The 15,625-nt window shown below is 61.0% G+C and carries 10 protein-coding genes; 2 read left to right on the top strand and 8 right to left on the bottom strand.

Annotation, left to right across the window (positions count from 1 at the left end):
* Window positions 1–160: 160 nt before the first annotated feature.
* Window positions 161–1,381: an aspartate aminotransferase family protein gene (locus tag AC07T0_RS30805; protein ID WP_495004729.1), complete on the bottom strand. Its 1,221-nt coding sequence runs from the start codon at window positions 1,379–1,381 to the stop codon at window positions 161–163.
* A gap of 264 nt (window positions 1,382–1,645) precedes the next feature.
* On the opposite strand from AC07T0_RS30805, the gene AC07T0_RS30800 reads away from it, so the two are divergent.
* Window positions 1,646–6,604, top strand: coding sequence for a dermonecrotic toxin domain-containing protein (locus AC07T0_RS30800; RefSeq protein ID WP_495004728.1), 4,959 nt, complete (start codon window positions 1,646–1,648; stop codon window positions 6,602–6,604).
* A gap of 3 nt (window positions 6,605–6,607) precedes the next feature.
* Here the strand turns inward: AC07T0_RS30800 and argR are convergent, their stop codons facing one another.
* The 7 genes from argR to acs form a co-directional block, all read right to left on the bottom strand.
* On the bottom strand, window positions 6,608–7,600 hold the full coding sequence (argR, locus tag AC07T0_RS30795) for a transcriptional regulator ArgR (protein ID WP_495004727.1): 993 nt from the start codon (window positions 7,598–7,600) through the stop codon (window positions 6,608–6,610).
* A 124-nt stretch (window positions 7,601–7,724) separates the two neighbouring features.
* A complete protein-coding gene (locus AC07T0_RS30790) occupies window positions 7,725–8,489 on the bottom strand; it encodes an ABC transporter ATP-binding protein (protein WP_495004726.1) in 765 nt (254 codons plus the stop codon).
* Between the two features lie 28 nt (window positions 8,490–8,517).
* Window positions 8,518–9,630 (bottom strand): succinylglutamate desuccinylase/aspartoacylase family protein, encoded by a 1,113-nt coding sequence (locus tag AC07T0_RS30785; protein ID WP_495004725.1) that lies wholly within the window; start codon window positions 9,628–9,630, stop codon window positions 8,518–8,520.
* 2 nt (window positions 9,631–9,632) lie between these two features.
* On the bottom strand, window positions 9,633–10,331 hold the full coding sequence (locus AC07T0_RS30780) for an ABC transporter permease (RefSeq protein WP_495004724.1): 699 nt from the start codon (window positions 10,329–10,331) through the stop codon (window positions 9,633–9,635).
* Window positions 10,328–11,017 carry an ABC transporter permease gene (locus AC07T0_RS30775; protein ID WP_495004723.1) on the bottom strand — a complete coding sequence of 230 codons (690 nt, stop codon included), beginning with the start codon at window positions 11,015–11,017 and terminating at the stop codon, window positions 10,328–10,330. The genes AC07T0_RS30780 and AC07T0_RS30775 overlap by 4 nt, the downstream gene beginning before the upstream one ends.
* A gap of 91 nt (window positions 11,018–11,108) precedes the next feature.
* A complete protein-coding gene (locus AC07T0_RS30770; RefSeq protein ID WP_495004722.1) occupies window positions 11,109–11,885 on the bottom strand; it encodes an ABC transporter substrate-binding protein in 777 nt (258 codons plus the stop codon).
* A gap of 572 nt (window positions 11,886–12,457) precedes the next feature.
* Window positions 12,458–14,413: an acetate--CoA ligase gene (gene acs, locus AC07T0_RS30765; protein ID WP_495004721.1), complete on the bottom strand. Its 1,956-nt coding sequence runs from the start codon at window positions 14,411–14,413 to the stop codon at window positions 12,458–12,460.
* 414 nt (window positions 14,414–14,827) lie between these two features.
* On the opposite strand from acs, the gene AC07T0_RS30760 reads away from it, so the two are divergent.
* Window positions 14,828–15,091, top strand: a complete 264-nt coding sequence (locus AC07T0_RS30760) for a DUF2790 domain-containing protein (protein WP_495004720.1) — start codon at window positions 14,828–14,830, stop codon at window positions 15,089–15,091.
* The last annotated feature ends 534 nt before the right edge of the window (window positions 15,092–15,625 follow it).

Genomic DNA, 15,625 nt, shown 5'->3' with positions numbered 1-15,625 from the left:
AGCGTGCTCGCGATGGTGGCCCAGGCACCGCGGGGTATCGGATACCCCGCGTTATCGTTGACGATCATCGTCGGAACGCCGCCCAGAGCAAGCTCGCTCCTACAGGTACAGGAAATATAGGCCCGACGGTGGCCATCCTGGGCCACCGCCGGGCGGTCCATCAGGCTTGCGTCAGCTTGGCCACGGCGCGCTCGAAACGATCCAGGCCTTCGTTGATGTCCGCGTCTTCAACCACCAGGCTCGGGGCGAAACGAATCACGTCCGGGCCAGCTTGCAGGATCATCAGGTTTTCTTTTTCCGCGGCGTTGAACACGTCCTTGGCCTTGCCCTTCCAGGCATCGGCCAGCACGCAACCGAGCAACAGGCCCATGCCACGCACCTGGCTGAACAGGCCGTATTTGGCGCCGATCTGCTCCAAGCGGGTCTTGAACTGGTCGTGCTTGGTTTTCACACCGTTCAACACCTGCGGGGTGTTGATCACATCGATCACCGCGTTGCCGACCGCACACGCCAGCGGGTTACCACCGTAGGTGGTGCCGTGGGTGCCGACCACCAGGTGCTTGGCCAGCGCTTCAGTGGTGAGCATCGCGGCAATCGGGAATCCGCCACCCAGGCTCTTGGCGCTGGTGAGGATGTCCGGGGTCACGCCGTATTGCATGTAGGCAAACAGCGAGCCGCTGCGGCCCATGCCGGTCTGCACTTCATCGAACACCAGCAGCGCGTCGTGCTGGTTGCACAGCTCGCGGGCGCCTTGCAGGTAGGACAGTTCGGCCGGCAGTACGCCGCCCTCGCCCTGGATCGGTTCCAGGACCACGGCGCAGGTCTTGTCCGAGATCGCGGCTTTCAGCGCGTCGAGGTCATTGAACGGCACATGGGTGATACCGGTGATTTTCGGACCGAAGCCATCGGAGTACTTCGACTGGCCACCGACGTTCACGGTGAACAGGGTGCGACCGTGGAAGCTGTTCAGCGCGGCGATGATTTCGTACTTCTCCGAACCGAAGCGGTCGAACGCCACGCGACGGGCCAGCTTGAAGGCGGCCTCGTTGGCTTCGGCGCCGGAGTTGCAGAAGAACACCCGCTCGGCGAAGGTCGCGTCCACCAGCTTCTTGGCCAGGCGCAGGGCCGGCTCGTTGGTGAACACGTTGGATACGTGCCACAGGTTGTTCGCCTGCTCGGTCAGCGCGCCAACCAGCGCCGGGTGCGCGTGGCCCAATACGTTAACCGCGATACCGCCGGCGAAATCGATCAGCTCCCGGCCCGCCTGGTCCCATACTCGGGAACCCGCGCCGCGCACAGGAATAAAAGTCGCAGGTGCGTAGTTGGGAACCATGACCTGGTCGAAATCGGCGCGTTGCACCGGAGCTTGCTCAACGGACATCGGAGTCTCCTGAAGAGGAACGCCTGCCTGGAACTGGCGAGCGATGGGGGGATTGTAAGGACAGTTTTCGGTCAGGCCTTGCCGCCAAGCGACAACTTCTTATAGCGCCAAACCGGCTTTTACCGAGGTTGTCGGCAATGCGACAAATTGCGTCGCAAAGGCGCAGTTTAAACGCTGGTTGTGGTTTTGGTATCTATTTAGGCGTGGCGGTCCCCGGGCGCTGGATAGCCTCGCTGCTTTACCCGCCGCAGGAGAAACCGCGCCATGCCGACGCCCGCCGAAATCATGCCCGCGCATGACCCCGATAATTTCGAACTGATCAAAAGCAAACTGCCGGACTGGCTGACCGATGCCTCCCAGACCCTGCGCCAGGCCCATGGCGACAGCCTGCTGTTGACCCACACCCACAAGGCCAGGCTGGCCGAGCAGTTGCAAGCCTTGCAAGGTCTCGAGGCCTTTGCCGCGCCGATCCTGTGCAACGCCCTGAAAACCCGCTTCGGATACCAACTGGATCTGCAGCGCGACCGACTGACCAGCATTCGATTGATCACCGCCGCCACGCTCTCGACGCCACGCAAGGTCTCCGTCGTCGATATGAGTCTGTTTGAGGCCGCCCTGAAGAACTTCGTCGACCCCCGGCATGAAAACCTGGCGTTTTATAACGAGTCCAGCCTGTACCGCAGGGTGGATGGCCGACGGAACCTGCCGATCCAAGCCTTCACCCTCCGAACCTTCGTCAAGCTGTGCCGGGAACTGGATATCGGTGGCCAGTACAACCGTCACATGGAAGAGGTGCTGCAGCCGAAAAAATCGTCCGGCGAAGCGGACAACCGCTTTCGCGATCAGTTTGAACTCAGCGAAAGCTACGAACTCCTGACCCAGACCCATATTGCCCTGATGAAAGGCCATATCAGCCTCTCAACCCACGAGCTGCTGATGGCCGCGAGCCAAAAGGGTCGACTGCCCTACTGGGATGGCAAGCGGGTGAGCTGCCACGAACTGCAAATGTTCAACTTCAGAACGCCACTCAGCAGTTCGATCGGCGTCACGCTCAAAGGCGCCTTGCTGATTGAGCATCAAGACACCCTGGCCGCGCGAAACCGCCCTTGCATCGTCTACCTGAGCGGTGATCCGGAGCAGGCCATCAAGCAATACACCAGCTTCAACGCGTTCGAGGAGGATTTGGCGCGCCGCCTGGGCAGCAGCAACTACCGGGCGTTCTTCGCGCGCTATATCAACCAGCGCACCCAAGCGGCTTTTTTCAGTGCCCTTGAGCGCCATCTCGCCACCTCCGGCAAAGCCGCCAATCTGCAACTCAAACGCTTCCCCCTGATCGATCACCCACTACGCGAGCTGTATTCCCAGCATCTGGTCAAACTGATGGGCGATGGTAATTTCAACGCCGTGCCGGTGGCCGATATCGATCGCCGTAGTCATCGGGAGCACCTGCAATCGTTGAGCAATATCGGCCTGAACCTGCTGAATGTCGCCGCCCTGTTCGTCCCAGGCCTGGGCGAAGCAATGCTGGCGGTGGCCGGCGCACAGATGCTCGGCGAGATCTACAATGGCATCGAGGACTGGCGTCACGACGAACGCGAGCAAGGCCTCAAGGGCTTGATCGGCGTCACCCTGAACCTCGCGCTGATAGGCGGTATCAGCCTGGTCGCCCACCGCTTCGCCGGGGCCGGACTGATCAAGGAACTGCAACAGGTGCGCCTGCCCACGGGCAAAAGCAGTCTGTGGAAACCCGACCTGACGCCTTACGAGCAATCACTGACACTGCCCGAAACCGCACAACCGAACGCCCGCGGCTTCTACGAAGCCAACGACCGCCAGTACCTCAGGCAAGGCGACCGGTTCTATGAGGCCGAGCTCAGCCCCCGAGGCCAGCGCGGCCGGATCAAACACCCACGCCGCCCCAACCAATATTCACCCGCCTTCTGGCATAACGGTGCCGGCGCCTGGTTTCACGAACTGGAGCGCCCCTTGCAGTGGCAAGGCCCGCAGTTGCTGCACCGCCTGGGTTTCGCTGGCGAAGCCTTTTCCGATGTCGACGCCGCGCGGATCATGGCCGTCAGTGACAGCGACGAAGCAATGCTGCGCCGGGTGCATTTCGACAGCCAGTGGCCCCCCGCCCTGCTCAAGGACAGCCTGCTGCGCTTTCGCCTCGACCGCGATATCCAAGGTTTTATCGAACAGCTGGCCCGCGGCGAGGCCGCGCCTGACGAGAGCATGCAGCAACAGATCCTGCTGGACTTCTGGCACTCGCAAGCCAAGACCTTGCGAGTAGTGGACGACCAGGGACGGGTGGTCATGGAGACCGTGCGCCCTGGCAAGGACCAGGGACAGCGGGTGGTCATCTCGCTCGACCCATTGCACAACGGCGACCTGCTCAAGAGCGTGCTGAACTCGCCCGACCTGGAGGAAAGCGATATCCGCACACTGCTGGGGGAAAACCAGAGTTTCGCGACCCCCGCCGAAAGACCGGAAACGCGGCTGCTGAACTTTCGCAAGCGGCTCGCCCGCCACACCCAACACCGGCAAAAAGCCCTGTTCGAATCGCAATACCGGTTTCGCACGCAATCACGCGAGCCCTCGGTCGTCGTGCTGCAAACAGCGTTTCCCGACCTGCCCGTGGCCGTGCTCGAAGAACTCGCCGAATATGCCAGCGGCGCGCAGTTGCAAGCCTTGCGCGAGTCCGCCGAAATCGCGCCGAGCATCGTCGACGAAGCCGCCCTGTATCGCCAACAGGTGCGTCTGGCCCGCGCCCGCGAAGGGCTGTACCTGAAATCCAGCGGCAATGCCGACAGCGAAAAACTCATTCTGCGCAGCGTACAACGCCTGCCGGGCTGGTCCGCGCAAGTGCGCATCGAGGTGCGCGCGCAATCGTCAGCCGGGCCTTTGCTCGACAGCATCGGCGCCAGCGATGCGCCGATCTGCAAAGTACTGATCAAGGAGAACGGCCTGTACCAGACCCGCGACGCCCAAGACCGGGAACTGCACGACTCCGACAATCTCTATGCCGCGCTGCTGCATGCCCTGCCTGACCCCCAGCGCAACCAACTGGGTTATCCCAACCCCAACCAAGGCGGGCAATTGCAACAAGCCGTGCAGAACCGCCGGCTGCCCGAGCCCGACACCCTCCGCGAGTGGCTGGACATGCCACCGGCCATTCCCAGTGACCACTCGCCCATGGCCTTGGCCAAAAGGCGCCCCGGTTATCCGCTCAGTGGTCGTGGAGCGCCGCGGGCGGGCAGTCGCTGGGCCCTTGAAGATCGGGTAGCACGGCTGTTCCCGAGCCTTTCCGATGAACAGATCCGGCAATTTATCGGCAGCCTGGACAGCATGCGGGTTTTCGATGAACTGCGACGCCTGGAACAAGAGTACGAACAACTGACCCAGGCGCTGGATCTCTGGTCGTTCGTCACCGCTGCCACCCACCCGGTCACCGGAGAGCGCTTGAGCCTGATGCAGCGTATCAACCAACAACGCACCCGCACCCAGTTCGCCGAAGCCATTCGCCGTTGCTGGCGCCGTGAGCCCGACCTGTTCTACTCCAACAATCCCGAGGAGCACGGCTATACCCTCAGTGCCAATGGCCTGCTGGGCGAGCTGCCCGAACTATCCGTCAACTTCAACCATGTCCGCTACCTGAACCTGGTGGCCAACACCCCGGCCCTGGAACTGGCCCGGTTTATCGAACGTTTCCCCAATCTGCGCCTGCTCTCCATACGCGGCTTCCAACTCGACACCCTGCCCGAGTCGATATCCCGGGGACAACTGACCGAACTGAGCCTGGTCGACTGCAATGTGCACCTGAGACCCGAGACCGTGCAGGCACTCTCGGCGATGCAAAACCTGGAGATCCTCGACCTGAGTGGCAACCCGCTCGGCCTGGCCCCCGACCTCAGGCCATTGCACGCGCTGGAGGTAGTCGACCTGAGCCGCACCGGAATCAGCGCGATCCCCATGGGCCTGTTCGAGCTGCCACGACTGGAGGCCGCCCTGCTCACCGAGAACGCCATCAGCGAGCTGCCGCAGAGCATCAACGAGCTGTCCGGCAACCTTGGCTCCGGCCTGGATCTGAGCGGCAACCCGCTGTCCGAGATCAGCCTGCAGCGCGCCCGGGACTATTACCGCAGAACAGGCCACTCACTCGGCGTCCAGTCCCAGGCCGAGCGCACCCGGATCCAGGCGCTTTACCCGGGCCTGAACGACGAACAACTGGAGAGTTTCATCCGCGCCCAGCCGCGCCTCCTTGAGGAATCCTTGAGCCAGTTGAGCCGCCTGGAAGCCCAATACCACCAGTTGGGCGCCGATCTACAGGCCTGGAGCGGCGATATTCCCGCGCTCCACCCGGAAACGCAGGAGCCGCTCAGCGCCGTGGAACTGGCGGTGGAAAGCCTGAACCGACAGGATTTTGCGCAACAGCTGCAACGTAGCTGGCAGCGCCTGAGCGAAGAACGACTGGCTGACGGCACAGGTTTTTACAGCTTCACCTTCACCCAGCGAATCACTGGCAGGCTGCCCGCGCTTTCAGCGGACTTCAGCCATATCGCCCGCCTGGAGATCCATGGTTACGGTACCAGCCAAGGACTCGATGCATTTCTCCACAGCTTCCCCCATCTACGCATGTTGTATGCCTCCAGCTTTATCGACCGGGACTTCCCCGTGGCGATTTTCGACATGCCGCACCTGCGAAACCTGGAATTACCCTACGGTCTGATCCAACTGAGCGAGGCCTCGCACCGGCAACTCTCGGACATGACCGGCTTGCGCGTGCTCGACCTGTCCGGCAATCCGCTGCAAGCGGCCCCGTCCCCAGTCGAGACAACGCGGCTGACACCGGACGTGACAAGGATGACGGATCTGCGAATGCTCGACCTGAGCGACAGCCGTATCGAGCAGACACCCGCAGGGCTGTTCAGGCTGCGTGCGCTGGAGATTGCCGACGTGCGCGACAACCAGATCAGCGACATACCGGAAAGTCTTTTCGAGGTACCGACCTCGCAACCCGTGACCTATGACTTCAGGAACAACCCGTTGACGGAGGCCAGTATCCAAAGAGTCCGCAGCTACAGAGAACTGAACGGCGGGGTACAGGAAGTCAGAATCCTGATCGGTGACGATTTGAACAGTAGCGAAGAGAGCGAGAGCGACACTGGCAGCAGTGTTCCGCCACTGGCCTCCCCCACACCGCCGCCCCCGGCTCGCGAGGAATGACCCTCAGCCGCGCTCCGAAGGCACCGACGACAACTCGAACGGACTGCTGCTGCGCCGCTGGTTGCGATCTTCGCGCGGCGTGGCGCCAAAGAAGTTGCGGTAGGCGCTGGAGAAATGCGGCCCCGAGGAGAAACCGCAGGACAGACCGATCTGAATGATCGACTTGCTGGTCTGCATCAGCATCTGCCGGGCCTTGTTCAGGCGCAGCTCCAGGTAGTACTGGCTCGGCACGCGGTTGAGGTATTGCTTGAAGATCCGCTCCAACTGACGCCGCGACACACAGACATGCTGGGCGATCTCGTCGGTGGTCAGCGGCTCCTCGATATTGGCTTCCATCAGCAGCACGGCCTGGGTCAGCTTCGGATGGCTGGAGCCCAAACGGTTCTGCAACGGAATGCGTTGACGCTCGCCACCTTCGCGGATGCGCTCGACCACCAGCTCCTCGGAAACCGCGCCAGCCAATTCAGCACCGTGATCACGGGCCAGGACCGCCAGCAACAAATCCAACACCGACAGACCGCCACAGGCGGTCAGGCGATCGCGGTCCCAGTCGAACAGATGACTGGTGGCGATCACCTTGGGGAAACGTTCGGCGAAATCATCCTGCCAGCGCCAGTGCACCGCCGCGCGATAACCATCGAGCAAGCCGAGCTGGGCCAGCGGATAGACCCCGGCGGACAAACCGGCCACCACGCAGCCGGCACGCACCAGTTGCTTGAGCGCACTGCTCAGGGCCGGCGCCAGGCTGGTGGGCGGCTCGTCGGCCAGCAGGAAAAGTTTCTGGAAGCCTTCCAGCTTACCGGCCCAAGGCTCGCCCGGCAGTTGCCAGCCACCACCAGACAAGGCCTCGGCGGGCGCTTCGGCCTGCAGAAAGGACAATTCGTAGACGACTTCCGGATGCACCCGCTGAGCGACACGCAAGGCCTCCTCGGCCAGCGCCAGCGTCAAGGCTTGGGTGCTGGGCCAAATCAGGAAACCAATTCGATGGGCAGTCATGGCAGGCAATCCGAAAACAGAACAGAGTGAAAAGCCGAGGGCAGCCAACTCAAAGTAGACCACGCCGCGCTCGGCGCGCAGCATGACCTATTTGGGTGCACAACGGCAGCATAAAAAGCAACGACTATTTCAAGCTGCCCGAGAGGAATTGCTGCAGACGCTCGGACTGCGGGTTGAGCAACACCTCGCGCGGATTGCCGCGTTCTTCAACCACACCTTGATGCAAAAACACCAACTGGTTGGAGACTTCACGGGCAAAGCCCATCTCATGGGTCACCACCACCATGGTCCGGCCTTCCTGGGCCAGGGCCTGCATCACCTTCAGCACATCGCCGACCAGTTCCGGGTCGAGCGCCGAGGTCGGCTCGTCGAACAGCATCACTTCCGGCTCCACCGCCAGCGCCCGGGCAATCGCCACGCGCTGCTGCTCGCCGCCGGACATATGGCCCGGATAGGCGTCCTTGCGATGCGCCACACCGACTTTCGCCAGGTAGTACTCGGCCTTTTCCAGCGCCTCTTTCTTCGACATGCCGAGGACGTGAATCGGCGCCTCGATAATGTTTTCCAAAGCGGTCATATGCGACCACAGGTTGAAATGCTGGAACACCATCGACAGCCGCGAGCGCATGCGCTGCAACTGTTTCGGGTCGGCGGCCTTCAGCGCGCCGTCCTTGCCGGCCACCAGTTTCAACTCTTCATTGTTCAGCAGGATGCGCCCGGCATAGGGCTGCTCCAGCAGGTTGATGCAGCGCAGGAAAGTACTTTTGCCGGAGCCACTGGAGCCGATGATGCTGATCACATCGCCAGCGGCGGCTTCCAGGGACACACCCTTGAGCACTTCGTGACTGCCATAGCGTTTATGCAGGTCTTGGACTTCAAGCTTGTACATGCGGTCGGTTCTCACAAAAACAGTCAGGTCAGTCGCTGAGCAGGCGTCCGTGGCGAAGCGGTACGCGCCCCGCCACCTTGGCCAGCCAGATCGAGGGTTGGGCGTAACGCAGCCGTTCCACGGCGTACAACACACCGCTCGTGCCAGCACACACGGTGCTGACCCGGTCGGATAACGGATCGATCACTTCGAACAGTGGCTCACCGGCTTCCACCCAGCAGCCCACCGGACGCAGGAAACTCAACACACCCGGGTGCGGCGCGTAGAGCAACTCGGTGCCCTCGAACGGCATGCCCTCGCAAGGTTCCTGTTGCGCGGCCGGCCATTCGCCGTCGATCAGGCCCTGCTCCGCGAGGAACGCCAGAATCCCTTCGGCCTGGGCCTCGGCTTGCTCGCGAGCGGTATCGGCCTGGCCGCCCAGCTCAATCGTGGTGGCCATGCACGCCAGTGGAATCTGCGCGTCCGGGAACGTCTGCGACAGGCGCAGCCACGGCAACGAACAGGCTTCGTCGAACGAGGTGCCACCCGACTCTTCCGCCAACAGCCCGACGCGAACGTTGAGGTGTGCCGCCAGGGAACGCCACTGCGGCCAGTGCTGGGGAAAGGTGTACATGTGCAACGCGGCTTCGCTATCGCAATGCAGGTCGAGCACCAGGTCGGCATCGCAGGCGTGACTCAATAGCACCCGCTGCATGCCCTGCAACTGGCTGGTCGCCGCGGGCAATGTGGCCAGTACTTCGAGCATGGCCTGGCGAATCAGCCGAACGTTGGCGTGCGGGTCATCACCCAGGTGATCTTTCACCAGGGCGCTGACCGGCTCGGTCAACTGGACGAAATCGCGGTTGAAGTTCTTGCCGCTGCCGTACTCGAAACGTCCTTGATGATTACCTTGCAGCAACTGGCCCAGACCAATCGGATTGGCCACCGGGACCAGCTCGATCACGCCCTTGAGGGCACCGCGGGCTTCCAGCTCGACCAGGCGCTTTTTCAGTTCCCAGGCCGTGCGCATGCCCGGCAACTCGTCGGCATGCAGGCTGGCCTGGATATAGGCCTTGCGCTCGCCGCTACCGAAACGGAACACCGACACCTGGCGCTCCGTGCCCAGGCTACCCCAGGGCAAAGGATGATCGATACGTTGCATAGTCAGTGCTTCCTCGGCGCCAGGTAACCCAACCAGCGGCGCTCAGCCAACTTGAACAGCCGCACCAGGATAAAGGTCAGGCACAGGTAGAATACGCCGGCGGTGATGTAGGCTTCGAACGGCAGGTAATACTGGGCGTTGACGGTACGCGCGGCACCGGTGATGTCGATCAGAGTGACGATGGACGCCAGACTGGTGGTCTGCAACATCATGATCACTTCGTTGCTGTACTGCGGCAGCGCCCGGCGCAGGGCCGACGGCAGCAGGATGCGGCGGTACAGCTTGTAGCGCGACATACCCATGGCCTTGGCCGCCTCGATCTCGCCATTGGGCGTGGCTCGCAGGCTGCCAGCGATGATTTCGGCGGTGTAGGCGCTGGTGTTGATGGCAAAGGCCAGGCAGGCACAGAAGGTCGCGCTCGACAGCCAGGGCCAGAGGAAACTCTCGCGCACCGCCTCGAACTGGGCCAGGCCGTAGTAGATCAGGAACAACTGCACCAGCATCGGCGTGCCGCGGATCACGTAGGTGTAGAGCCAGGCCCCCATGTTCACCAGCGGCTGCTTGGACACCCGCATCAGCCCCAGCGGCAACGCCGCCAGCAGACCGAACAACAAGGACAAGGCCAGCAATTTCAAGGTGGTCAGCAAACCGCCGAGGTACAGCGGCATGGCTTCCCAGATGACGTTGTAGTCGAAGATCATAGATCAGCCGCCCTTACGCCTACCGAGTAGCGCTTCTCAAGGTGACGCAATGCCAGCAACGAGACACTGGTGATCACCAGGTACATCGCCGCCACCGCGAGGAAGAAGGTGAAAGGCTCACGGGTGGCATCCGCCGCCTGCTTGGCCTTGAACATCATGTCTTGCAGACCGACCACGGAAATCAGCGCGGTGGCCTTGGTCAGGACCAGCCAGTTGTTGGTGAAACCGGGAATCGCCAGGCGAATCATCTGCGGCACCAACACCCGGAAAAACACTTGCAGGCTGCTCATGCCGTAGGACATGCCGGCTTCGGCCTGGCCCTTGGGGATCGCCATGAAAGCCCCACGGAAGGTTTCCGACAGGTAAGCGCCGAAAATAAAACCCAGGGTGCCAATACCGGCGACCAGGGGGTTGAGGTCGATGTAGTCGTCATAACCGAGCATCGGCGCGACACGATTGAGCAGGTCCTGGCCACCGTAGAAGATCAGCAGGATCAGCACCAGGTCGGGAATCCCACGGATCACCGTGGCATACAGGTCGCCGAGCCAGGCCAGCCAGCGCACCGGCGACAGGCGCAAGGCCACCCCGATCAGGCCCAAGACAATGGCCAGGGCCATGGACGACAAGGCGAGCTGAAGCGTCAGCCAAACGCCATCGAGGATGACAGCCCCGTAGCCTTTCAACATGATTCAGATCCTCGGAATTAGGGATGAAAAAATGGCGCAAACCTCAGAGCTCCTGCTGCTTGCGCCATTTCGGACTTGTCACTGCGGCGGTTTACTTGCCGTAGATATCGAAGTCGAAGTACTTGTCCTGGATCTGCTTGTACGTGCCATTGCCACGGATCGCGACGATGGCGGCGTTGATCTTGTCCAGATCGGCCTTGTCGCCTTTGCGCACGGCGATGCCGATGCCGTCACCGAAGTACTTCTCGTCGGTGAATTGCGGACCGACGAAGGCGAAGCCCTTGCCGGAGTCAGTCTTCAGGAAACCGTCCTGCAGCAGTGTGGCGTCAGCCACGGTGCCGTCGAGGCGACCGGCGGCCACGTCCAGGTAGATCTCGTTCTGCGAACCGTAGGGCTTGATTTCAGCACCCAGCGGCTTGAGGACTTCTTCAGCGAAACGGTTGTGGATCGAACCGCGCTGCACACCGATCTTCTTGCCCTTGAGTTCGGACAGGTTGTTGCCAACAACAGTGCCTTCCTTCATCACCAGGCGAGCCGGGGTGTTGTAGTACTTGCTGGTGAAATCGACCGATTTCTTGCGATCGTCGGTGATCGACATCGACGACAGGATGGCGTCGATCTTACGCACCTTGAGGGCCGGGATCAGGCCGTCGAACTCTTGCTCGACCCAGACGCACTTGACCTTCATCTCCGCGCACAGCGCGTTGCCGATGTCGTAGTCGAAACCAACGATGCTGCCATCCGGCGCCTTGGAGGCGAACGGAGGGTAGGCGGCTTCGATACCAATTTTCAGTGGTTTTTCATCAGCGAATGTCGGCAACGACAGCACGGACAGTGCCAGGGCGCCAAGCAGCACGAGCTTCTTCATCTTGAGACTCCATCGGTCAAGGGCAAAACGGCAGAGTGAGCAACAGCCCAATATGCGGATGGGAAAGCAGTCTTCGCGTAACGGTCGGCGGCGAGCACGTTCAGTGCACGCCACGACAAGCGAGTGATCGGCATTCTAACGACAGGTCCGAAGCCGATATTTCCTCAATGCGACAACTAATTACAGAAGCGCCGAGAAAGCCGGATGGACACATTGACAACTCTTGATTTTTATGCAAGAGAAAAAGAAGGGATAACCGATCTATCCTGCAAATAGCGGGCCTATTATTGGCAAAGCCTTCTATTCCGGCAAGCACGGCGTTCGATGCGATTTTAAAGGCCCTGGATTCGGGCCGAAAACGGGCAGCGGCGTTTCCCTTTGCCCCGTGTCCGGGCGCCAGGTGACACATTTGGTTACCTACCGAACAAGCGGTAACAGCCGAAGGAATTCACAGCAAAAACCGATATTTATCTCACTTCATTCACAGACATTGCCTCCTACCTTCCCCCCTTACACACAAAAGCCCCGCCCGGCGCGATGCCGGACGGGGCTCAGTCAACCTTGAACGCGCGTTACGCGGCGCTCATGGTCTTGTGGGTATCGATCAGATGCTGCACCACACCCGGGTCCGCCAAGGTGGAGATATCCCCCAGGCCGTCGTACTCCGCCGTGGCAATCTTGCGCAGGATCCGTCGCATGATTTTCCCCGAACGAGTCTTCGGCAAACCCGGCGCCCACTGGATGACATCCGGAGAAGCAATCGGGCCGATTTCCTTGCGCACCCAGTTCTTCAACTCCAGGCGCAGCGCTTCGCTAGGCTCTTCGCCTGCATTGAGGGTGACATAGACATAGATGCCCTGCCCCTTGATATCGTGGGGCACACCGACCACCGCCGCTTCGGCGACTTTCGGGTGGGCAACCATGGCGCTCTCGATCTCGGCGGTGCCCATGCGGTGGCCGGACACGTTCAGCACGTCGTCCACCCGTCCGGTGATCCAGTAGTAACCGTCCTCGTCACGACGCGCGCCGTCACCGGTGAAGTACATGCCACGGAAAGTCTTGAAGTAGGTATCGACGAAACGATCATGATCGCCGTACAGGGTCCGCGCCTGGCCCGGCCACGAATCGAGGATCACCAGGTTGCCTTCGGCGGCACCCTCGATGATGTTACCCAGGTTGTCCACCAACGCCGGCACCACGCCAAAGAACGGCCGTGTCGCCGAACCCGGCTTGAGCGCATGGGCGCCTGGCAACGGGCTCATCATGTTGCCGCCGGTCTCGGTCTGCCACCAGGTATCGACGATCGGGCAGCGCGACTTACCGACATTCTTGTAATACCACTCCCAGGCTTCCGGGTTGATCGGCTCGCCCACCGAGCCCAGCAGGCGCAGGCTGCTGCCATCGGCGCCTTCGACGGCCGCCGTGCCCTGAGCCATCATGGCGCGGATCGCGGTCGGGGCGGTGTAGAGGATATTGACCTTGTGTTTGTCGACGACCTTCGCCACCCGGGTGATGTCCGGATAGTTTGGTACGCCTTCGAACATCAGGGTGGTCGCGCCATTGGCCAGCGGGCCGTAGACAATATAGGTATGGCCGGTGACCCAGCCAACATCGGCGGTGCACCAGTAGACCTCGCCCGGGCGGTAGTCGAACACCCGCTCGTGGGTCAACGCCGCATACAGCAGGTAGCCGCCGGTGGTGTGCTGCACGCCTTTGGGCTTGCCGGTGGAACCGGAGGTGTAGAGGATGAACAGCGCTTCTTCGGCGCCCATCTCTTTCGGCGCGCAGACGCTGCCGGCCACCTTCATCAGGTCCTCGAACCAGATATCGCGATGCGGGTTCCATTTGATCGTGCCACCGGTGCGCTTGCACACGATGACTTTCTGGACGCTGCTGGTTTCCGGGTTGGTCAGGGCGTCGTCGACGTTGGCCTTGAGCGGGATCTTCTTGCCGGCGCGAACGCCTTCGTCGGCGGTGATCACCACTTTCGAGCGGCAGTCTATGATGCGGCCGGCCAGGGCTTCCGGCGAGAAACCACCGAACACCACCGAGTGAATCGCACCGATGCGGGCACAGGCCAGCATGGCGACCGCGGCTTCGGGGATCATCGGCATATAGATGGTCACCACGTCGCCACGGTGCACATCCTGGCCACGCAGAGCGTTGGCGAACTTGCAGACCTGCTCGTGCAGCTCGCGGTAAGTGATGTTGCGGGAGTCGGCGGGATCGTCGCCCTCCCAGATGATCGCGACCTGATCGCCACGCTCGGCCAGGTGGCGGTCCAGGCAATTGTAGGAAACGTTCAGGGTGCCGTCGGCAAACCACTTGATATCGACATGGTGATCGTCGAAGGAGGTCTGCTTCACCGTGGTGAACGGCTTGATCCAATCGAGGCGCTTGGCTTGTTCGCGCCAGAAGCCGTCAGGGTTGACGACCGACTGCTGGTACATCGCCTTGTAGGTCGCCTCGTCGGTCAGCGTAGTCGCCAGGACCTCAGGACGAACGGGGTACAGGGAAGCCGCACTCATCTTTCTTACCTCGGTGGATATGTTGTTGTTTTATGACCCTGTTGTAGCCGGGCCTGCGCGATGGAGCCATTCGACGATGGTAGTAACAAAGCCCTGCAAAATCTCGGCTCAACCGCTGCAAGGTCTCAAGCACGCGGCCTGTAGCGATTTCCGGGATCCTGAAAATAACTCGCGGAACAGGTCCAGGAGACGTTTTTCGACGATTGTTACAGGTTTTGTCAATAGTCTTTATCAAAACCCCCTCTATATGAATGTTTTGTAGACTCTTAACATTCATTCCGCCAACTAAGGCAGCGAATTAACTTAGCGACAGCCCCCACGAAGGCCGTTAATTCGAATTCAAATCAACACCGATCCACACGTAGCCTCATAAGGGCTACGTGACCCCTTACGACCCGAAGAAGGTAAATCGAGATGAAAGCTCTAGTCGTTCTGGCCCTCAGCAGCCTGTGTGCAACCGCCATGGCTGATGAGATTCCAACCGACGTTGCCAGCCACACCGTTCCGGTGGAAGAGTACACTTACAGTTCTCACCCGGACATTCACAAAGTTATCTCCATGAGTGAAGTTCCGGATGTTTGCGAAGTTGTCCCGGCGCGCATGGTCTATGAAGACTCGCAAGGCACCCGGCATATCATGGAATATCGCGTCATGGGTAACGGTTGTTCCCACGGTTAAAATCCCGGCCTGATCCAGCCTTGCAAAACCACCCGCCGCAGGAAGCGCTTCTTGCGGCAAAGGTGTTCCTCCTGCCCCTCCCCACCGCCACGACCGCCCCACACCTACCCTGATCATTTCCGGCAAAAACTGGCTGAAACACCCAGACAAAAACCTTATACTGTCGGTATCCATTCGCGCCTGAAAAAGCGTCGAATCGAGCTGCAAACCCTCGTTGATTCAGGTTCTTACAGGCCACAGGAGAAGGCCCGGCGCCCTCTCCCATCGACGACACGGGGTCATCCCGTACCTATTCCATGTTTTTGCGTGCACGAACCGCTGCTGCAAGCAACATATCCTTTAGATCCAAAGCGGCCATTGGTCGTGTGACAAGCCAACCATCAGTGTTTTTCACACGGGCATCAGGCCCTCACGCAGGAGACGACACGTCATGCTGAGCTGGGACGAATTCGACAAAGAAGAAGGCGAGGTTGCCGTCAAGGGCGCCAACGCCGGCCACGCCACCGAAGCCAACATGGACCGCCTCGACAGCGC

The organism is Pseudomonas sp. GW821-FHT04D07 (assembly GCF_059420225.1).
The sequence above is the reverse complement of the archived record's forward strand: the minus strand, read 5'-3'. Positions and strand labels throughout refer to the sequence as shown.